Source organism: Streptomyces sp. NPDC050738 (assembly GCF_040654175.1).
Classification (GTDB): Bacteria; Actinomycetota; Actinomycetes; order Streptomycetales; family Streptomycetaceae; genus Streptomyces.
Map to the genome: position 1 here is coordinate 438,537 of NZ_JBFAHN010000002.1, position 19,562 is coordinate 458,098.

The 19,562-nt window shown below is 71.8% G+C and carries 15 protein-coding genes and 1 riboswitch; of the genes, 8 read left to right on the forward strand and 7 right to left on the reverse strand.

Annotated elements, in window-relative coordinates; all coding sequences use genetic code 11:
• Positions 1-5: 5 nt before the first annotated feature.
• Both AB0H78_RS06255 and AB0H78_RS06260 read right to left on the reverse strand, forming a co-directional pair.
• Positions 6-539 (reverse strand): O-acetyl-ADP-ribose deacetylase, encoded by a 534-nt coding sequence (locus AB0H78_RS06255; RefSeq protein WP_363233074.1) that lies wholly within the window; start codon positions 537-539, stop codon positions 6-8.
• Positions 536-1,951, reverse strand: coding sequence for an NAD(P)/FAD-dependent oxidoreductase (locus tag AB0H78_RS06260; RefSeq protein ID WP_363233075.1), 1,416 nt, complete (start codon positions 1,949-1,951; stop codon positions 536-538). The genes AB0H78_RS06255 and AB0H78_RS06260 overlap by 4 nt, the downstream gene beginning before the upstream one ends.
• A gap of 86 nt (positions 1,952-2,037) precedes the next feature.
• Between AB0H78_RS06260 and AB0H78_RS06265 the strand changes: the two genes are divergently transcribed.
• Positions 2,038-2,844, forward strand: a complete 807-nt coding sequence (locus tag AB0H78_RS06265) for a nucleotidyltransferase domain-containing protein (RefSeq protein ID WP_363233076.1) — start codon at positions 2,038-2,040, stop codon at positions 2,842-2,844.
• 23 nt (positions 2,845-2,867) lie between these two features.
• Here AB0H78_RS06265 and AB0H78_RS06270 read toward each other — a convergent pair whose 3' ends face one another.
• Positions 2,868-3,704, reverse strand: coding sequence for an inositol monophosphatase family protein (locus AB0H78_RS06270; RefSeq protein WP_363233077.1), 837 nt, complete (start codon positions 3,702-3,704; stop codon positions 2,868-2,870).
• Positions 3,705-4,006: 302 nt separating this feature from the next.
• Between AB0H78_RS06270 and AB0H78_RS06275 the strand changes: the two genes are divergently transcribed.
• Entirely contained in the window at positions 4,007-5,404 is a 1,398-nt protein-coding gene (locus AB0H78_RS06275) for an APC family permease (protein WP_363233078.1), read from the forward strand.
• Between the two features lie 61 nt (positions 5,405-5,465).
• Here the strand turns inward: AB0H78_RS06275 and AB0H78_RS06280 are convergent, their stop codons facing one another.
• The gene (locus AB0H78_RS06280; protein ID WP_363233079.1) at positions 5,466-7,259 is read right to left on the reverse strand and encodes a gamma-glutamyltransferase family protein; all 1,794 of its coding nucleotides are present in this window, start codon (positions 7,257-7,259) and stop codon (positions 5,466-5,468) included.
• A gap of 43 nt (positions 7,260-7,302) precedes the next feature.
• Complete coding sequence (locus tag AB0H78_RS06285; protein WP_363233080.1) at positions 7,303-7,749, reverse strand: N-acetyltransferase; 447 nt, start codon at positions 7,747-7,749, stop codon at positions 7,303-7,305.
• Positions 7,750-7,849: 100 nt separating this feature from the next.
• Between AB0H78_RS06285 and AB0H78_RS06290 the strand changes: the two genes are divergently transcribed.
• The 6 genes from AB0H78_RS06290 (at position 7,850) to AB0H78_RS06315 (ending at position 17,682) form a co-directional block, all read left to right on the forward strand.
• Positions 7,850-9,661, forward strand: a complete 1,812-nt coding sequence (locus tag AB0H78_RS06290) for a methylmalonyl-CoA mutase family protein (protein WP_363233081.1) — start codon at positions 7,850-7,852, stop codon at positions 9,659-9,661.
• Positions 9,661-11,838: a methylmalonyl-CoA mutase gene (gene scpA, locus AB0H78_RS06295; RefSeq protein ID WP_363233082.1), complete on the forward strand. Its 2,178-nt coding sequence runs from the start codon at positions 9,661-9,663 to the stop codon at positions 11,836-11,838. The genes AB0H78_RS06290 and scpA overlap by 1 nt, the downstream gene beginning before the upstream one ends.
• A 5-nt stretch (positions 11,839-11,843) precedes the next feature.
• Positions 11,844-12,842, forward strand: coding sequence for a methylmalonyl Co-A mutase-associated GTPase MeaB (gene meaB / locus AB0H78_RS06300; protein WP_363233083.1), 999 nt, complete (start codon positions 11,844-11,846; stop codon positions 12,840-12,842).
• Positions 12,840-13,056, forward strand: a riboswitch (cobalamin riboswitch). Its footprint overlaps the gene before it by 3 nt.
• A 164-nt stretch (positions 13,057-13,220) precedes the next feature.
• Positions 13,221-15,539 (forward strand): 5-methyltetrahydropteroyltriglutamate--homocysteine S-methyltransferase, encoded by a 2,319-nt coding sequence (gene metE, locus AB0H78_RS06305; RefSeq protein ID WP_363233084.1) that lies wholly within the window; start codon positions 13,221-13,223, stop codon positions 15,537-15,539.
• A gap of 139 nt (positions 15,540-15,678) precedes the next feature.
• On the forward strand, positions 15,679-16,728 hold the full coding sequence (locus AB0H78_RS06310; protein WP_363233085.1) for a biotin/lipoate A/B protein ligase family protein: 1,050 nt from the start codon (positions 15,679-15,681) through the stop codon (positions 16,726-16,728).
• A gap of 21 nt (positions 16,729-16,749) precedes the next feature.
• On the forward strand, positions 16,750-17,682 hold the full coding sequence (locus AB0H78_RS06315) for a hypothetical protein (protein WP_363233086.1): 933 nt from the start codon (positions 16,750-16,752) through the stop codon (positions 17,680-17,682).
• Here AB0H78_RS06315 and AB0H78_RS06320 read toward each other — a convergent pair.
• The gene (locus tag AB0H78_RS06320; RefSeq protein ID WP_363233087.1) at positions 17,679-18,347 is read right to left on the reverse strand and encodes a response regulator transcription factor; all 669 of its coding nucleotides are present in this window, start codon (positions 18,345-18,347) and stop codon (positions 17,679-17,681) included. The genes AB0H78_RS06315 and AB0H78_RS06320 overlap by 4 nt on opposite strands.
• Positions 18,344-19,438: a sensor histidine kinase gene (locus tag AB0H78_RS06325; protein ID WP_363233088.1), complete on the reverse strand. Its 1,095-nt coding sequence runs from the start codon at positions 19,436-19,438 to the stop codon at positions 18,344-18,346. The genes AB0H78_RS06320 and AB0H78_RS06325 overlap by 4 nt, the downstream gene beginning before the upstream one ends.
• Positions 19,439-19,562 lie beyond the last annotated feature (124 nt).

Sequence of the window (19,562 nt, forward strand, 5' to 3'; positions counted from 1 at the left end):
CGACATCAGCCTTGAACTGCCAGGGCCTCCGCGAACTCACCGAACGCGTATTCGTCGAAGAGTACGAAGCGGACCTCGTCGACGGGCGGCCCCGCGCTCTCGCGCACCGTGCGCAGCGCGATGCGCGCACCGTCGTCCATCGGCCAGCCGAAGATGCCCGTCGAGACGGCGGGGAAGGCGACGGTCTTCGCGCCCAGTTCCGCCGCGACCTTCAGGGCCTCGCGGTAGCAGGAGGCGAGCAGGGCGGAGCGGTCGTCGTGGCCCGACCAGACGGGGCCGACGGTGTGGATGACCCACTGGGCGTCGAGCTTTCCCGCGGTCGTCGCGACGGCCTGCCCGGTGGGCAGCCCCTTGCCGTAGTGCGAGGCGCGCAGGGCGCGGCAGGCCTCCAGGATCTCGGGCCCGCCCTGACGGTGGATCGCGCCGTCGACCCCTCCGCCGCCCAGGAGCGAGGAGTTGGCGGCGTTGACGATCGCGTCGACCCGCTGATCGGTGATGGAGCCGCGTACGAGCGTGATGGCCGTCATGGGGCTCATCATGCCTGGCGCAGGCGGCGCCAGACGGCCTTCGCCGCATTGTGCCCGGACATGCCATGGACGCCGGGGCCCGGCGGGGTCGCGGACGAGCAGAGGAAGACGGCCGGGTGGGAGGTGGTGTACGGCGACAGCGACATCTTGGAGCGCAGGAGCAGTTGGAGTCCGGATGCGGCGCCGCAGGCGATGTCCCCGCCGACGTAATTGGCGTTGCGGGCGGCGAGTTCGGGCGGGCCCGCCGTGGCGCGGGCGAGCACCAGGTCGCGGAATCCCGGTGCGAAGCGGTCGAGTTGGCGCTCGACGGCGTCGGTGAGGTCGCCCTGCCAGCCGTTGGGGACATGTCCGTACGCCCAGAAGACATGCTTGCCCTCCGGTGCGCGGGAGGGGTCGACGAGGCTCGGCTGGACCGTGATGAGGAACGGCGTCTCGGGGGCGGTCCCGCCTGACGCCTGCTTCAGCGCGGCGCCGATGTCCCGGCTGAGCGGTCCCACCTGCACCGTCCCGGCGGACCGCGGTTCCTCCGCGGTCCAGGGCACGGGCCCGTCCATCGCGTAGTCGATCTTGAAGAGGCTCGCGCCGTAGCGGTAGTTCTCATACGCGCGTCCGAGGTCCGCGATCCGGGCGACCGCGGTCGGCGAGGTGTCGAAGATGTACGCGCGGGCCGGCGGCAGGTCGTCCAGTCTCTTCACTTCGAAGCCGGTGTGCACCACGCCACCGCAGTCCCGCAGATAGCCGGCCAGCGCATCGGAGATCGACTGCGAGCCGCCGCGCGCCACCGGCCAGCCGCCTTCGTGCGCGGCGAGCGCGAAGATCAGCCCGACCGCGCCGGTGGCCAATCCGCTGAGCGGGGCGATCACATGGGCGACCAGACCGGCGAACAGCGCCCGCGCCCGCTCCTCACGGAAGCGTTTCATCAGCCACGTCGACGGCGGCAGCCCCGCGAGTCCGAAGCGGGCGAGCGTGAGGGGGTCGCGGGGCAGCGCGGTCAGCGGCAGCGACATGAAGTCGCGGGCCAGGGTGTCCCATTTGCCGAGGAACGGGGCGACGAGCCGCCGGTACGTTCCCGCGTCCGCGGGGCCGAAGGAGGCGGCGGTCTCGGCGACCGAGCGCGACAGCACCGCGGCCGTGCCGTCGTCGAAGGGGTGCGCCATGGGGTAGCGGTGCTGCAGCCACTCCAGGCCGTACCGCTCCAGCGGCATGGTCCCGAAGACGGGTGATCCGATGCCGAGCGGATGCGCGGCCGAACACGGGTCGTGCCGGAATCCGGGGAGCGTCAGCTCCTCGGTCCGCGCACCTCCGCCGACGGTGTCGTGGGCCTCGAAGACCTCGACGGACAAGCCTCGTCTGGCGAGCTCCACGGCAGCGGTCAGTCCGTTGGGTCCCGCCCCCACGACGACGGCATCGAGCATCGACGGCACCTTGGGACTCCTTCGTCAGCCGGTGGCCAAGAGCCCCAGGGTATTCCTGAGCACTGACAGCCGGGCCGCCGGTAGCCTCGCTGACCATGAATCCGTCTGTCGCAGCCATGGCCGAACGCCTCACCGCGCTCCCCTCGATCCGTGCGGTGGCCCTGGGCGGCAGCCGCGCGCGAGGCACCGAACGCCCCGACTCCGACTGGGATCTGGGCCTCTACTACCGCGGCGCCCCCGACGTCTCCGCCCTCAGCGCTCTGGCGGCGGAGTTCGCGGACGAGCCGGTCGAGGTGGCCGGGCCCGGCGGCTGGGGCCCCTGGGTCGACGGCGGCGCCTGGCTGCGGGTGGACGGTGTCGCGGTCGACTGGATCCTGCGTGACCTCGACCGGGTGGAGCGGGTCTGGTCGCAGTGCCGCGAGGGCCGGTACGAGGTGGGGATCCAGCCCGGCCACCCGCTCGGCTTCTGGTCGCCCGCGTACCCGGGCGAGGTGGCGCTCGGTCGCGTACTGGCCGATCCCAAGGGCGAGTTGACGGCCCTCAAGGCCGAGACGGCCGTCTACCCGGAGCCGCTGCGCACGTCGTTGTGCGAGGCGTCCTGGGAGGCGGAGTTCTCGGTGGCCGCGGCCCGCAAGTCGGCGGGGAGCGGCGACGCCCTGCATGTGTCGCTGTGCCTGTCGCGGGCGATCGGCATCCTGACCCAGTCGCTGCACGCCGACCACCGCACCTGGTGCCTCAACGAAAAGGGGGCCCTGGCCGCGGCGGCCCGGCTTCCGCGGACCCCGCCGGATTTCATGGCGCGGGCGACGGCGGCGCTGACGGGCGCGGGCCCGGAAGCGGTCGACGTGGCCGACGCCCTGGTGAAGGACGTACGGGCCGTACTGGACGGAGGTCGGGCGTGAGGTACCGCGCCCGGTGAACGGCTTCAGTCGATGGCCCCCGCGGAGAGGATCACCGCCACCCGGCGCGCCGTAGCCGCGTCCCTGGCCGCCGTGAAGGGGAGCGTGTTTCCGCCGGTGATACGGAACGGCTCGCCCGTCAGCGTCAGGTGCGCGCCGCCCGCCTCCTCGACCAGGAGCAGGCCCGCCGCGTGGTCCCAGGCCAGCTCCCAGTTGAAGGCGACGGCGTCCACGTTTCCGCGCGCGACGGCCAGGTACTCCAGGCCCGCCGATCCGCACGGGCGGGCGGCGACGCCCTCGGCCGACTGCAGGGACAGCAGGGAGCGCTTCTGCTCGGGCGTGGTGTAGTCCGGGTGCGAGTGGGCGATCTCGAGGACCGCTCCGGGCGCGGGGCTTCCCGCGTGCAGCACCTCGCCGTTGAGGCGGGCGCCGCGGCCCCGCACCGCCACCGCCATCTCGTCCAGCGCGGCCGCGTAGGTCCATGAGGCGAGCAGCTCGCCCCGGTGCGCGAGGGCGACCAGGGTGCAGAAGCCCGGTTCGCCCTGTACGAACTGACGCGTGCCGTCGACCGGGTCGACGATCCAGACCGGGGCGTCGCCGTGCAGTGCCTCGTACGACGAGGGGTCGGCGGCCACCGCCTCCTCGCCCACGACCACCGAGCCGGGCAGGAGCGCCGTCAGGGACGCCGTCAGGTGCTCCTCCGCGCCGCGGTCGGCGACGGTCACCAGATCGTGCGGTCCCGACTTCTCCGCGATCTCGTGCGCGGCGAGCTGACGCCAGCGCGGCAGGATCTCCACGGCTGCCGCCGTGCGGACCGCCTCCTCGACCTCGGACAGATTCCCCGCGAGCAGTTCAGTGATCATGCCCCCCATCTCAGCACGGACCGGTGACAGAGAAAGTTGCGGGTCGGTTTTCCACTCTCCGCTTCGGATGGCGCACCTGGCGAAATCCGTTGCGACGTAGGTCACATGGTGATGGTTATCGCGGCGATCGCGCCTGACGGGTGCGGATTCCGTCGGCCTGGAGGTCTTGACGGGATCTTGTCGCCGACCGTTTGATGCCCGTACCGCATTTCCCGGGGGACTCCCCCGGACCCCCGGCCGCACGCGACCCGGAGGCGATAGCCCCCTTCCCCACCCCGCTCCACCCAGATCGGATCTCCCGCATGACCGACACGCTCCGGCCCGCTGCCCCTCCGGCGGCCGTAGGCGACGCCGAGGCCCGCCCCCGTACGCTCACCCGCTCCATCGGGGTCGTCGGCGGCACTCTGCTGACCCTGTCCTGCCTGACTCCCGCCTCGACGCTCTTCGTGATCGTCCCGCCGTTCTTCGCCGATCTGGGTACCGGCACCGCACTCACCATCGCCATCGCGGCCGTGCTCTGCGTCGCCGTGGCGTTCTGCTACTCCGAGCTCGGCACGCTCGTCCCGAGCGCCGGCGGCGAATACGCCATGGTCGGCACGCTGCTCGGGCGGATGGCCGGCTGGCTGGTCTTCGTCCTCTCTCTGGTCGTCGTCATGATCGTTCCGCCGATCATCGCGCTCGGCACCGCCGAATACCTCGCCCCGATCGTGCACATCGACGGGCAGCTCGCGGGCGCCGCCGTGATGCTCCTGGCCACCGTCGTGGGCCTCTTCGATCTGCGCGCCAACGCCTGGATCACCGGCATCTTCCTGGTGCTCGAAGTGGTCGCCGCCGCAGCGGTCGCCTTCCTCGGCTTCAGCCATGTCTCGCGCCCCGCCTCGGTCCTCGTCGACCCGGTCGTCGGTTCGGGCAGCGCGACCAGCCCGCTCACCGCGGCCGCCGTCATCTCGGGGCTCGCGCTCGCGCTCTTCGTGCTCCAGGGCTTCTCGACGGCCGTCTATCTCTCCGAGGAGATGGAGCAGCCGCACCGCACCGTCCCGCGCACGGTCATGTGGACCCTGGCCATCGGCTCGCTCGTCATCCTCGTCCCGACGATCGCCATCACGCTCGGCGCACCCGACCTGGCGACGCTGGGCGAGGGCAATCTCGCCGCGATGGTCGAACAGTGGAGCAACAGCACCGTCGGCACCTTCATCAGCCTGTGCATCGCGCTCGCCATCATCAACGCGGGCATCGTGATGGTGATCCAGAACTCCCGTGTGCTGTACGCATCGGCCCGCGACCGCGCCTGGCCCGAGCCGGTCAACCGCGCCTTCGCCTCGCTGAGCAAGCGGTACGGCTCCCCGTGGGTGGCGACGCTGTTCGTGGGCGTCCCGGGCGCGGTCCTGTGCTTCGTCCCCGTGGAGACGCTGAGCGGCGTCACGGGCGTCGGCGTGGCCGCCCTCTATCTCGTGGTGGCGGTCGGGGCTCTCGCGGCCCGGCGCAAGCCCGCCGGGGGGCGCACGGTCTGGCGGATGCCGCTGTGGCCCGTCGTGCCGGTGGCGCTGATCGCCGTCCTCGCGTACGTACTGACGCAGCAGACCGCGCAGGACCTGCTCATCGCCGGCGGTGTGATCGCCGCGGCCTGTCTCTACTGGCTGTTCTACCTGCGGCCCCGGCAGGACAGCCGCTGGGTGATCACCCTGCCCGACGGGCAGTAGGCGCGCAGAGCACGAGAGGGGCCCTTCCGTTGCGTACGGGAAGGGCCCCTCTCGCTTGGGCTCAGCGCCCGACCGCGTACCCCTGCATGCCGCGCGGATTGGCCGCCGCGCTCAGCACACCGGTCCGCGGGTCACGGGCGACCGCGCACAGCCGCCCCTCCGACCAGGCGTCGCCGACCGTCACGTCGTGGCCGCGGCGGCGCAGTTCCGCGACCACGTCGTCGCCGATGCGCGACTCGACCGTCAGCGAGCCGGGGCGCGTCGCGCGCGGGTAGAAGGAGCTGGGGAACGAGTCGTTGTGCCAGTTCGGGGCGTCGACCGCGCCCTGGAGGTCGAGTCCGCCGCGTACGGATCCGCGCAGTGCGACCGCGAGGAAGAAGTGCAGCTGCCACTGGTCCTGCTGGTCGCCGCCCGGTGTGCCGAACGCCATGACCGGGACGCCGTCCTTCAGGGCGAGGGACGGGGTGAGGGTGGTGCGCGGGCGGGCGCCGGGGGTCAGGGAGTTGGGCAGGCCCTCGTCCAGCCAGGCCATCTGCAGGCGTGAGCCGAGCGGGAAGCCGAGCTCGGGGACGACCGGGTTGGACTGCAGCCAGCCGCCGCTGGGGGTCGCGGCGACCATGTTGCCCCAGCGGTCGACGACGTCGAGGTGGCAGGTGTCGCCGCGGGTCGCGCCGTCCGGGGCGACGGTCGGCTCGCCCGCACCGGCGACGATCCCCATGGCGTCGAAGCCGGGCTCTCCGGCGATGCTGGCATGCGCCTGCCTGCTGAGACGGGGCTCGCGGCCTTCGGGGCTGCCGGGGCGCAGTTCGTGCGAGGCCTTCTCTCCTATGAGGGCGCGCCGTCCGGCGTTGTACGCGTCCGAGAGCAGCGCGGCCAGCGGCACTTCGGCGGCGTCCCCGTACCAGGCCTCGCGGTCGGCCATGGCGAGCTTGCAGCCCTCGACGAGGAGGTGGACGTACTCGGCGCTGCCGTACCGCGGGAGCTCCTCGGGGAGGATCGCGAGCTGCTGGAGGAAGGCCGGGCCCTGGCTCCAGCCGGCCGCCTTGCAGAGCGTCCAGCCCTTCCAGTCGTACGTCGCCGGGGTCTCGTACGTCGCGGAGAAGCCCGCCAGGTCGGCCGCGGTCAGCGTGCCGGTGTGGCGCTTGCCGCTGGTGTCGAGGGTGGGGCGGTCCGACTGGCGTACGAGCGCCGCGGCGATGAAGCCCTCGCTCCAGATCTTCCGTGCCGCCTCGATCTGCTCGATGCGGTCGTCGGAGGCGGACTCCTCGATGAGCCGGCGCCAGGTCGCGGCGAGTGCGGGGTTGCGGAACAGCTCGCCGGGCTGCGGCGGGTTGCCGCCGGGGAGGTAGATCTCGGCCGAGGTCGGCCACTCGGTCTCGAAGAGTTCCCGTACGGCTTCGACGGTCGCGCCGATGCGCTCGACGGGGGCGTGCCCGTCCTGCGCATACCCGATGGCGTACTTCAGCACGTCGGCCAGGGACTTGGTGCCGTGGTCGCGCAGCAGGAGCATCCAGGCGTCGAAGGCGCCGGGCACGGCGGCGGCCAGCGGCCCTGTGCCGGGGACCAGTTCGAGGCCGAGCGAGCGGTAGTGCGCGACGCTCGCGCCCGCCGGGGCGACGCCCTGGCCGCAGAGCACCTGCACGTCGCCGCCGGCCGGGGCGAGGATGACGGGGAGGTCGCCCGCGGGGCCGTTGAGATGCGGTTCGACGACATGGAGGACGAAGCCGGCGGCGACGGCGGCGTCGAAGGCGTTGCCGCCGTCCTCGAGGACGGCCATCGCGGACTGGGAGGCGAGCCAGTGGGTGGACGACACCATGCCGAAGGTGCCTTGGAGGGTCGGCCGGGTGGTGAACATGCGATGGTTCTCCGTCAGTTGAGGATAAAAAGGGGCAATCGGGTCAGCGTGCTCCGTACGCCACTTTCCTGAAAGGCCAGTCGGCCGCGAGCCAGGCGCCGACCGCTTCGTACAGCGGACGGTCCAGCGCGGCACGGTCCGCGCGCACCCAGGAACGCACTTCGGTGACGGTCGGGTCGTCCCAGTCCGGGTACAGGTACACACACCCGATCACCTCTTCGCCGTCGAGGACGGTGAAGGCGAAGCCGCTCCGCGCGGCGAAGTCCTGTGCGTGCCGCACGAGATCGGCGAGGTTCTCCGCGCTCCCCATGCCCTCGGCGGGCGGCCAGCGCCGGGTGAATCCGGGGGTGGCACGGATGTGCTCGATGCTGGAGGTCCAGGCGGCGAGATCGCGGTCGTTGTGCTCGGGGCCCAGCGGCTCGAGCCGGAAGCCGTCGCCGTCCAGGCGCAGTGGCACGACGAAGCCGTCGGGTACGAAGGAGTCTGGCATCCCCGCACGTTAACGCGCCGCCGTGTCCGAAAACAGAAGAGGGCAAGGTCACAGCCCTTCGGCCTGCCGCTCCTTTGTGGCGCTGTCCTAGCATCCGAGCATGACGGTCCTGCCTGACGACGAACTTCCCCTGGCTGCCGAGTTCCCGGCCGCAGCCCATGAGCAATGGCAGCGCCTCGTGGAGGGCGTACTGCACAAGTCGGGCAAGGATCTCGCCGGCCCGGCCGCCGAGGCGGCGCTGTCCACCGCACTGGAGGACGGGCTCATCACCCGGCCCCTCTACACCGCGCGCGACGCCGCATCCGATGCCGGGCTTCCCGGCTTCGCCCCGTACGTCCGTGGTGCCCGCGCGGAGGCGAACGCCATCAGCGGCTGGGACGTACGGCAGCAGTACGCGGCGTTCGGTGAAGGCACCGTCCTCGCGGACCTGGAGAACGGTGTCACCTCGCTGTGGCTGGTCGTCGGCGAGGGCGGCTTTCCGGTCGCTTCGCTTCCCCGCGCACTCGACGGCGTCTACCTCGACCTGGTGGCCGTCGCCCTCGACGCGGGACGGGATGTGGAGCGCGCCGCACGGGAGTTGCTGCGGCTGTACGAGGAGCAGGGCGTCGCGCCCGAAGCGGCCCGCGGCAGCTTCGGGGCGGACCCGCTGGGCCATGAGGCCCGTACGGGTGAGGCGTTCGGCTTCGAGCCCGTAGCGGGCCTCGCCCGCGAGTGCGCCGAGGGGTATCCGGGGCTGCGGGCGCTGACCGTGGACGCACTGCCTTACCACGAGGCCGGTGGCTCCGCCGCGCAGGAGCTGGGCTGCTCCCTTGCGACCGGCGTCGCCTATCTGCGCGAGCTGACCGGGGCCGGTCTCACCGCCGAACAGGCCTGCGGCCAGCTGGAGTTCCGCTACGCGGCCACCGCCGACCAGTTCCTGACCATCGCCAAGCTGCGGGCCGCCCGCCGCCTGTGGGCCCGGGTCGCCGAGGTGTGCGGGGCGGCAGGCGCCGGGGCGCCGCCCCAGCACGCCGTGACCTCGCCGGTGATGATGTCGCGGCGGGACCCGTGGGTGAACATGCTGCGCACCACGGTGGCCACCCTGGCCGCCGGAGTGGGCGGCGCGGACTCCGTCACCGTGCTGCCCTTCGACCACGCACTCGGCCTTCCCGACGCCTTCGCGCGGCGCATCGCCCGCAACACCTCGACCATCCTGATCGAGGAGTCGCATCTGTCGCGGGTGATCGACCCGGCGGGCGGCTCCTGGTACGTGGAGCAGCTCACCGACGAACTCGCCCATGCGGGCTGGGAGTTCTTCCAGGAGATCGAGCGGACCGGGGGCATGGCCGCGGCCCTCCGCTCGGGCCGGCTGGGCCAGGAGCTGGCGGCCACCTGGGAGGCGAGGAGCGCGAAGCTCGCCACCCGGCGTGAACCCGTCACCGGCGTCAGCGAGTTCCCGCATCTCGCCGAGCCCCCGGTGGAGCGCGAGCCCGCTCCGGCGCCGCGCTCCGGCGGGCTCCCCCGCGTACGGCGCGACGAGGCGTACGAGGCGCTGCGCGCCCGTTCCGACGCACACCTCGCGGCGACCGGCGCCCGGCCGCGGATCTACCTGGCCGCGCTGGGGCCCGCCGCCGCCCACACCGCCCGCCTCACCTTCGCCTCCAACCTGTTCCAGGCCGGTGGCATCGAGCCGGTCGCCGAGGGCACGTATGCGGAAAGCGGCGCCATCGTGGCCTGCCTGTGCTCCAGCGACGCGCTGTACGAAGAGCAGGCGGCCGGTGCCGCCGAGGCCCTCAGGTCGGCAGGCGCGGCCCAGGTGTTCCTCGCCGGGCGCCCCGGTTCGTACGACGGCGACGTCGACTCCTATGTCTTCGCGGGCTGCGACGCCGTCGGCATCCTGTCCGCCACCCTCGACGAAATGGGCGTGTCCTGATGGCAATCCCCGACTTCTCCGGGATCGATCTCGGGGCACCTGCCGCTGGTGGCGGACCCGACGAGTGGCGTACGGCCATGAAGAAGGCGACCGGCGGTGACGACCTGGTGTGGGAGACCCCCGAGGGCATCGCCGTCAAGCCGCTCTACACCGGGCAGGACACGGAGGGCCTGGACTTCCTGGGGACCTTCCCGGGGATCGCGCCGTATCTGCGCGGCCCCTACCCGACGATGTACGTGAATCAGCCGTGGACGATCCGCCAGTACGCGGGGTTCTCCACCGCCGAGGAGTCCAACGCCTTCTACCGCAGGAATCTGGCGGCCGGCCAGAAGGGCCTGTCCATCGCCTTCGACCTGCCCACCCACCGCGGTTACGACAGCGACCACCCGCGCGTGACGGGCGACGTCGGCATGGCGGGCGTGGCCATCGACTCGATCTACGACATGCGCCAGCTCTTCGACGGCATCCCCCTCGACAAGATGACCGTGTCGATGACGATGAACGGCGCCGTCCTTCCGGTACTCGCCCTCTACATCGTGGCCGCCGAGGAGCAGGGCGTACCGCCGGAGAAGCTGGCCGGGACCATCCAGAACGACATCCTCAAGGAGTTCATGGTCCGCAACACCTACATCTATCCGCCGAAGCCGTCGATGCGGATCATCTCCGACATCTTCGCGTACACCTCGCAGCGGATGCCGCGCTACAACTCCATCTCGATCTCCGGCTATCACATCCAAGAGGCGGGCGCGACAGCCGACTTGGAGCTGGCCTACACCCTCGCCGACGGCGTGGAGTATCTGCGGGCGGGTCTGGGCGCGGGCCTGGACGTGGACGCGTTCGCGCCCCGCCTCTCCTTCTTCTGGGCGATCGGCATGAACTTCTTCATGGAGGTCGCCAAGCTGCGTGCGGCGCGCCTGCTGTGGGCGAAGCTGGTCAAGGAGTTCGACCCGAAGAACGCCAAGTCCCTTTCGCTGCGCACCCATTCGCAGACTTCCGGGTGGTCGCTGACGGCGCAGGACGTCTTCAACAATGTGACGCGTACGTGCGTGGAGGCGATGGCCGCCACCCAGGGCCACACCCAGTCCCTGCACACCAACGCCCTCGACGAGGCGCTCGCCCTGCCCACGGACTTCTCCGCGCGCATCGCCCGCAACACCCAGCTGCTCATCCAGCAGGAATCCGGCACCACGCGGGTCATCGACCCGTGGGGCGGCAGCGCGTACGTGGAAAAGCTGACCCACGACCTGGCCCGCCGGGCCTGGCAGCACATCAGCGAGGTCGAGGCGGCGGGCGGCATGGCCAAGGCCATCGACGCCGGCATTCCGAAGCTGCGCATCGAGGAGGCGGCGGCCCGCACCCAGGCCCGTATCGACTCGGGGCGCCAGCCGGTCATCGGCGTCAACAAGTACCGGCTGGACGGCGACGAGAAGATCGACGTACTGAAGGTCGACAACTCCTCGGTGCGCGTGCAGCAGATCGAAAAGCTCCGCCGACTGCGCGCTGAGCGCGACGAGAGCGTCTGCCAGGACGCGCTGCGGGCCCTGACGCACGCCGCGGGCGACGGCTCCGGAAATCTGCTGGAGCTGGCCGTGGACGCGGCCCGTGCGAAGGCCACCGTCGGGGAGATCTCGGACGCCCTGGAGAAGGTGTACGGGCGCCACTCCAGCCAGATCCGTACGATCTCCGGCGTGTACCGCAACGAAGCAGGCGACTCCCCGTCCGTCGAGCGCACCCGCACCCTCGTGGACGCCTTCGAGGAGGCCGAGGGCCGCCGCCCGCGCATCCTGGTCGCCAAGATGGGCCAGGACGGCCACGACCGCGGCCAGAAGGTGATCGCCACCGCCTTCGCCGACCTCGGATTCGACGTCGACGTCGGCCCGCTCTTCCAGACTCCGGCGGAAGTCGCCCGTCAGGCCGTCGAGGCGGACGTGCACATCGTCGGGGTCTCCTCGCTGGCCGCCGGGCATCTCACGCTCGTCCCCGCGCTGCGCGAGGAACTCGCCCTGGAGGGACGCGAGGACATCATGATCGTGGTCGGCGGGGTGATCCCGCCGCAGGATGTGCCGACGCTTCTGGAGATGGGCGCCGCGGCCGTCTTCCCGCCCGGCACGGTGATCCCGGACGCGGCGCACGACCTCGTACGCCGACTGGCCGCCGATCTCGGCCACGGCCTCTGAGCCCCATGGCGATCGACCTCGATACGTACGTGAAGGGCGTACTCGACGGGAAGCGCGCGCAGATCGCGCGCGCCGTGACCCTCGTCGAGTCCACCCGCCCCGACCACCGGGCCCTGGCACAGGAGTTGCTGACCGCGCTGCTCCCGCACAGCGGGAAGGCGCGGCGGATCGGCATCAGCGGAGTGCCGGGCGTCGGCAAGTCGACGTTCATCGACGCGCTCGGCACGCTGCTCACCGGGCTCGGGCACCGGGTCGCGGTGCTGGCCGTCGATCCGTCGTCCACCCGTACGGGCGGCTCGATCCTGGGCGACAAGACCCGGATGGAGCGCCTCGCGGTGGACCCTGCGGCGTTCGTACGGCCTTCGCCCACCGCGGGCACGCTGGGCGGGGTCGCCCAGGCGACCCGCGAGTCGATCGTGGTGATGGAGGCGGCGGGGTACGACGTCGTGCTGGTGGAGACGGTCGGCGTCGGACAGTCGGAGACGGCGGTCGCGAACATGGTCGACTCCTTCCTGCTGCTGACGCTGGCCCGTACCGGGGACCAGTTGCAGGGCATCAAGAAGGGCGTCCTCGAGCTGGCGGACGTGATCGCCGTCAACAAGGCGGACGGCCCGCACGAGCGCGACGCGCGCGGTGCGGCACGCGAACTGGCCGGCGCGCTGCGGCTCATGCACCCCGCCGACGCGGCGTGGACGCCGCCCGTACTGTGCTGCAGCGCCCGCGAGTCGACCGGTCTCGACACCCTCTGGGAGCGCCTGGAGCAGCATCGCGCCACGCTCGAATCGACCGGCGCTCTCGCCGCCAAGCGCCGTGACCAGCAGGTCGACTGGACGTGGGCGATGGTCCGCGACGAGCTGCTGCGCCGGCTGCACACCGACCCGGACGTGCGCGCTCTCACACCTGGCCTCGAACAGCAGGTGCGGGACGGCGAGTTGACGGCCACCAGCGCGGCGACGAGCATCCTGCGGGCATTCTCGCGCGACGCGGACCGGGGCATCGGTTAGCCTGGCCGTGCAGCTGGTTCGCCCTGTCCGCCAGACAGACGCGTCGTAAGAGGGAACCCGGTGGGAATCCGGGACTGCCCCGCAGCGGTGAGCGGGAACGACCGCCGTCATACGCACTGGATCCGCACGGATCCGGGAAGCGACGGCCAGTAGGAATCTGCCCCGGCAGATGTGCCCGCGAGTCCGAAGACCTGCCCGTTGCCCGCACGCGACCCGTTCGTGTGCGGAAATCCCGGTGACCTCGTGGGCGGGTCGGCGTACATCTCCAGACGGACGACCGCGCCGACGGCGCGGGTGGGTTCCGTCCGGTCTGTCGTCCCTTCGCGTCCGTGTCCCGTCCCCGGGATTCTCAGGAATCGTCTCGCGAAGGAGATTTCCGTGACAGCCAAGCCCGCAGCCGCGGCAGCACGAGCCACCGTGTACGGCTACCCCCGCCAGGGACAGAACCGTGAACTGAAGCAGGCCGTCGAGGGGTACTGGAAGGGCGGCGTCAGTGCCGATGCCCTCCGGCAGACCGCCTCCGAACTGCGCCGGTCCACCTGGCGGCAGCTCGCCGGTGCCGGCATCCACGAGGTGCCCACGGGTGACTTCTCGTACTACGACCACGTCCTGGACACCAGCGTCATGGTCGGCGCGATCCCCGCCCGCCACCGTGACGCCGTCGCCGCCGACCCGCTCGACGGGTACTTCGCGATGGCACGCGGCACCCAGGACGTGGCACCGCTGGAAATGACCAAGTGGTTCGACACCAACTACCACTACCTCGTACCCGAGTTGGGCCCCGACACCGTCTTCGCCGCCGACTCCGCCAAGCAGGTCGCGGAGCTGAAGGAGTCCCTCGCGCTGGGCCTCGCGGCCCGCCCCGTGCTCGTCGGCCCGATCACCTATCTCCTGCTGGCCAAGCCCGCCCCGGGGGTGGCCGCGGACTTCGAGCCGCTCACGCTCCTGGACCGCCTGCTGCCCGTGTACGCGGAGGTCCTCGCCGACCTGCGCGCCGCGGGTGCCGAGTGGGTGCAGCTGGACGAACCGGCCCTGGTCCAGGACCGCACCCCGGCCGATCTCAACGCCGCCTCCCGCGCCTACCGCGACCTCGGAGCCTCCGCCGACCGTCCGAAGATCCTGCTCGCCTCCTACTTCGACCGGCTCGGCGAGGCCCTTCCCGTACTCGCCAAGGCGCCGGTGGAGGGCCTCGCGCTGGACTTCACCGGAGCCGCCGCGGCCAACCTGGCCGATCTCGCCGCCGTCGGCGGTCTCCCCGGCAAGCGCCTGGTCGCGGGCGTCGTCGACGGCCGCAACATCTGGATCAACGACTTCGAGAAGTCCCTGTCCACCCTCGGCACCCTGCTCGGCCTCGCGGACCGGGTGGACGTGGCGGCCTCCTGCTCGCTGCTGCACGTCCCGCTGGACGCGAGCGCCGAACGGGACGTCGAGCCGCAGATCCTGCGCTGGCTCGCCTTCGCCCGGCAGAAGACCGCCGAGATCGTCACGCTGGCGCGCGGACTCTCCCAGGGCACGGGCGCCGTCGCCGCCGAACTCGCCGCCAACCGGGCCGACTTGGCATCGCGCAGGCACTCCCCCATCACGCGCGACCCGGCCGTCCGCGCCCGCGCCGCCGCGGTCACCGACGCGGACGGCCGCCGCTCCGAGCCGTACGAGAAGCGTGCCGCCGCCCAGCGTGACCGGCTGGGGCTTCCGCTGCTCCCGACGACCACGAACGGCTCGTTCCCGCAGACCCGCGAGTTGCGTGCCGCCCGCGCCGATCTGCGCACCGGGCGCATCGACACGGCCGGCTACGAGGAGCGCATCGGCACCGAGATCCGTGAGGTCGTGGCCTTCCAGGAGAAGGCGGGCATCGACGTACTGGTCCACGGCGAGCCCGAACGCAACGACATGGTGCAGTACTTCGCCGAGCAACTGACCGGATACCTCGCCACGCGGCACGGCTGGGTGCAGTCGTACGGCACCCGCTATGTCCGCCCGCCGGTCCTCGCCGGTGACATCTCGCGCCCCGAGCCGATGACGGTGCGCTGGACCTCCTACGCGAACGCGCTGACCGACCGCCCGGTCAAGGGCATGCTGACCGGCCCGGTGACGATGCTCGCCTGGTCCTTCGTCCGCGACGACCAGCCGCTCGGCGACACCGCACGCCAGGTCGCCCTCGCCCTGCGCGACGAGGTCGGCGACCTCGAGGCGGCGGGCACTTCCGTCATCCAGGTCGACGAGCCCGCCCTGCGCGAAACCCTGCCGCTGCGCGCCGCGGGACGCCCCGCCTATCTGGACTGGGCCACCGAGTCCTTCCGGCTGACGACCGGGGGCGTACGGCCGGACACCCAGATCCACACGCACATGTGCTACGCGGAGTTCGGCGACATCGTCCAGGCCATCGACGATCTCGACGCCGACGTGATCAGCCTGGAGGCGGCCCGCTCCCACATGCAGGTCGCCCGCGAACTGGCCGCCCACGGCTACCCGCGCGAGGCGGGACCCGGCATCTACGACATCCACTCCCCTCGCGTGCCCTCCGCCGAGGAGGCGGCAGCCCTGCTCCGCAAGGGACTTGAGGCCATTCCCGCCGCGCGGCTGTGGGTCAATCCCGACTGCGGTCTGAAGACCCGCGGCTGGGCCGAGACCCGGGCTTCACTGGAGAATCTGGTAGCCGCCGCGCGCACGGTGCGGGCGGAGCTTCCGCGGTCCTGACGCCGGAGAAGGGCCGGGAGGCGGGGGTCCTCCGCCTCCCGGGCCCTCGGGGCGGAATAGCGAAATGTCCGCCTCGGTTACCGTATGGGCAGGCCCTGGCAGTGGCCCGGGCGCGATGTCCTACGGGTGCGGAGAGAACATGCACGGCGAGTACAAGGTCCCCGGCGGCAAGCTGGTCGTAGTCGATCTGGACGTCGAAGAGGGCCTGCTGAAAAACGTCCGCGTCGCCGGAGACTTCTTCCTCGAACCCGACGAGGCGATCCTCGCCATCAACGGCGCCCTGGAGGGCGCGCCCTCCGACACCGGCGCGGCCGGGCTCGCGTCCCGTATCGAAGCGGCCCTCCCCGCCGGGACGACGATGTACGGCCTGACCTCGGAGGGCGTCGCCGTCGCCGTCCGCCGCGCGCTCGCCCAGGCGACCGACTGGACCGACTACGACTGGCAGCTCATCCACGAGCCCGCGCAGTCCCCCGCGCTCCATCTGGCGCTCGACGAGGTCCTCACCGCCGAGGTGGCGGCGGGCCGGCGTCCGCCCACCCTGCGCGTCTGGGAGTGGGCCGAGCCCGCGGTGGTCATCGGCTCGTTCCAGTCCCTGAGCAACGAGGTCGACCCCGTGGGCGCGGAACGGCACGGCATCACGGTGGTCCGCAGGATCAGCGGCGGCGGTGCGATGTTCATGGAGCCCGGGAACACCATCACCTACTCGCTGTCCGTGCCCGAGTCCCTGGTCTCCGGCCTCTCCTTCACCGACAGCTACGCCTACCTGGACGAATGGGTGCTCGACGCGCTCGGCGACATGGGGATCAAGGCCTGGTACCAGCCGCTCAACGACATCGCCACGGAAGCCGGGAAGATCGCCGGCGCCGCACAGAAGCGGATCGCGAGCGGGGGTGTGCTGCACCACGTGACGATGGCGTACGACATCGACGCCGACAAGATGACCGAAGTGCTGCGCATCGGCCGGGAGAAGCTCTCCGACAAGGGCACGAGGAGCGCGAAGAAGCGGGTGGATCCGCTGCGCCGGCAGACGGGTCTGCCGCGCGGGACGGTCATCGAGAAGATGATCGATTCCTTCCGGGACCGGTACGGTCTGACCGAAGGCAAGGTCACCGCCGAGGAGCTGGCCCGCGCGGAGGACCTCGTGCGCACGAAGTTCGGGAACGAGGAGTGGACCGCGCGCGTGCCGTGACCGCGTGCACCAGGGGGAGTGATGAAGCGAACCGGCCACTGGAGCGGGCTTTCGCTGAACGTCGCGGAGCCGGCCGTCCCTCCGTTGCGGATGGAGACCGCGGACGGGCGGCGGATGGTGCTGCGCCAGGGCGCGGATCCGGTGCTCTTCGCGGTCCAGCGGGTCACGCACCGCGGTGTGCACTACGCCCGCACCGGCCGCTACACCTCTCCCCTGCCACAGCTGCGCGCCGTGCGGGCCCGCACCCTCCGCGAGGCCTGCCCTGACGACTCCGCCTGGTCCGCGCGCTGGGCGCAGCACTTCGCCGGGCGGCTCGACGCGAGCGTCAACGGGCCTTTGCACGAAGGGGATTGGCGGCTCGTACAGGGGATGCCGAAGTGGGCCGTCGACCGGCACTGGCCGAAGCTGCTCGACTTCGATCCCGACCGGGGGCACCTCACCTGGTTCGGCTACGGCGATCCGGACGAGGACGCCAGGGACGTCCTGCCGCTGCGCGCCCTGTCGGACCCGGACTCCGCGCGGGTGAAGGCCTTCCGGCGCCAGTACCGCGAGGGCGTGCTGCCACCCGTACTGCTGTGGTGGCTCAGCGGGCTCAACTCCCTTGTGGTGCTGGACGGTCACAACCGCCTCGTCGCGGCCCTCGCCGAAGGCGGGCGGCCGTCGGTCGTGATCCTGGCGCGGGCGCCGTCCGACGCCTGGGTGGAGTGGGCCGCCGGTCCGCGCATGGTCGAGTACGAGAAGCGGACCGCCCACTACGAGCGGCAGCGCGCGGAGGGCGATGCGCTCGCCGGGGTCCGGATCGCGGGCGAGAGCCGTCGCTTCGCCGACGACCTCCGCTCCCTCGGCACCGCCCCCGACCTGACCCGTGCCTGGCCACTGCGGGGCGGTGCGCGGGCGTGGCTGCGCGAGGCGGCGGATCACGTCCCCGGGTGGAGCCCGGACGCGGAACGTTAGAGCTGGTTGCCCTGCGCCACGACCAGCCCCGACTCGTAGGCGAAGACGACCAGTTGGGCGCGGTCGCGGGCACCCAGTTTGGTCATCGCGCGGCTGATGTGGGTCTTGACGGTGAAGGGGCTGATGACCATGTGGGCGGCGATCTCCTCGTTCGACAGACCCCGGGCGGCCAGCGCCGTCACCTCGCTCTCGCGGCGGGTCAGCGCTTCCAGGCCCGGTGCCGTCGCCCGGTCCGGTGGACGGGCGACGAACTCGCCGATCAGCCGGCGGGTGATCGACGGGGAGAGAAGGGCGTCGCCGCGGGCCGCGACCTCGATGGCGCGGAGCAGTTCGTCGGGCTCGGTGTCCTTGAGGAGGAAGCCCGCGGCCCCGGCCCGCAGGGCCTCGAAGACGTACTCGTCGAGGCCGTAGTTGGTGAGGATGACGACATGGACGGCGGCGAGCGCGGGGTCGGCGGCGATCTCGCGGGTCGCCTCGATGCCGGTCATCACCGGCATCTGCACATCGATCAGGGCGACATCGGGCATCGTCGTACGGACCAGTTCCACGCCCTGCCGGCCGTCCGGCGCCTCGCCCACCACCTCGATGCCGTCCTCGGCGTCGAGGAGCGCCCGGAAGCCTGCGCGCATCAGGGCCTGGTCGTCGACGAGCGCCACCCGGATCATGCCGCGCCCAGGGGGAGTTCGGCCCGTACGGTGAAGCCTCCGCCCTCCCGTGGCCCCGTCTGCAGCGTGCCGCCGAGCGCCGTGACGCGCTCCCGCATCCCGGTCAGTCCCGTGCCGGGGTCCGAGGGGTCGCAGGGCGGCCCGTCGTCCTGCACGCAGACCGTCAGCATCCGTTCCCTGTAGGTGAGTTGCACTCCGGTCTCCGCCCGGTCCGCGTGCCGCGCCACGTTCGTCAGCGCCTCCTGGACGATGCGGTACGCGGCACGGTCGACCTCCGCGGGCAGCGGCGCCTCGCGGTCGCCCGTGACGGTCAGCCGCGCCGCCAGGCCTGCGGCGCGGGCCCGGTCCAGGAGGTCGTCGAGGCGGGAGAGGCCCGCGTCGTCGGGTACGACGTCCGTACGCAGCACCTCCAGCGTCGAGCGCAGCTCGCGCATCGCCTCACCGCTCGCCTCCTGGATGGCGAGCAGGGCGGCCGGCACCTCCTCACCGCGTTTGCGCGCCAGATGCACGGCAACTCCCGCCTGCAGCTTGACGATCGAGATGGAGTGCGTGAGCGAGTCGTGGAGTTCGCGGGCGATCCGCAGCCGCTCCTCCCCCGCCCTGCGCAGCGCGGTCTCCTCCCGGGTCCGTTCCGCCTCGGCGGCCCGCTCCTCCGTCTGCTTCAGATACGCCTGCCAGTTCTTGCCCGCCACCCCGGTCAGCGCCGCGCAGACGAACCAGCCGAGCAGGAGCACGACGGTCTGTGTGCCGGGGCCCGTGACGGCGAAGCCCACCACGAAGGTGGCGCTGGCGGCGACCGCCACCGTACGGCGGCCGTTGCTGGCCACGACGTGGACGCCGGCCAGAACGGGGAAAGCGGCCAGGGTTCCAGGGTCCGCATGAACGAGGTAGCCGAGCATGCAAGCCGTGATGACGGCGAGGAGCACCGCCGGGGCACGGCGGTGGAGTGCGAGCGCCGTCACGGCGAGGACGATCAGCAGCCAGTCGAGTGCACCGGGTCCCGGTCCGTCCCCGATGTACGCGGCGACGAGTACGACGGCGCCGACCACGGCGGCAACTGCCGTCTCCTTGACGCTGGTTGGCACGGTCACTGCACTCTCCCCGACTTCGTGGGCCTCCGGCACGATAGCCCGCACCGCACCCCTGGCGCCTCATCCCCGCAGACCGCTTCCGCACTACTCCCGCCGCAGTAGTCCGTACTCCGTCACGACCGCC

What these genes read in the sequence shown, in the direction of transcription:
- AB0H78_RS06320 (WP_363233087.1), bottom strand. Translation starts at nt 18,347, where the DNA reads ATGATCCGGGTGGCGCTCGTCGACGACCAGGCCCTGATGCGCGCAGGC.
- AB0H78_RS06290 (WP_363233081.1), top strand. Translation starts at nt 7,850, where the DNA reads ATGACGGTCCTGCCTGACGACGAACTTCCCCTGGCTGCCGAGTTCCCG.
- AB0H78_RS06270 (WP_363233077.1), bottom strand. Translation starts at nt 3,704, where the DNA reads ATGATCACTGAACTGCTCGCGGGGAATCTGTCCGAGGTCGAGGAGGCG.
- AB0H78_RS06285 (WP_363233080.1), bottom strand. Translation starts at nt 7,749, where the DNA reads ATGCCAGACTCCTTCGTACCCGACGGCTTCGTCGTGCCACTGCGCCTG.
- AB0H78_RS06265 (WP_363233076.1), top strand. Translation starts at nt 2,038, where the DNA reads ATGAATCCGTCTGTCGCAGCCATGGCCGAACGCCTCACCGCGCTCCCC.
- AB0H78_RS06255 (WP_363233074.1), bottom strand. Translation starts at nt 539, where the DNA reads ATGATGAGCCCCATGACGGCCATCACGCTCGTACGCGGCTCCATCACC.
- AB0H78_RS06275 (WP_363233078.1), top strand. Translation starts at nt 4,007, where the DNA reads ATGACCGACACGCTCCGGCCCGCTGCCCCTCCGGCGGCCGTAGGCGAC.
- AB0H78_RS06280 (WP_363233079.1), bottom strand. Translation starts at nt 7,259, where the DNA reads ATGTTCACCACCCGGCCGACCCTCCAAGGCACCTTCGGCATGGTGTCG.
- scpA (WP_363233082.1), top strand. Translation starts at nt 9,661, where the DNA reads ATGGCAATCCCCGACTTCTCCGGGATCGATCTCGGGGCACCTGCCGCT.
- meaB (WP_363233083.1), top strand. Translation starts at nt 11,844, where the DNA reads ATGGCGATCGACCTCGATACGTACGTGAAGGGCGTACTCGACGGGAAG.
- AB0H78_RS06310 (WP_363233085.1), top strand. Translation starts at nt 15,679, where the DNA reads ATGCACGGCGAGTACAAGGTCCCCGGCGGCAAGCTGGTCGTAGTCGAT.
- AB0H78_RS06315 (WP_363233086.1), top strand. Translation starts at nt 16,750, where the DNA reads ATGAAGCGAACCGGCCACTGGAGCGGGCTTTCGCTGAACGTCGCGGAG.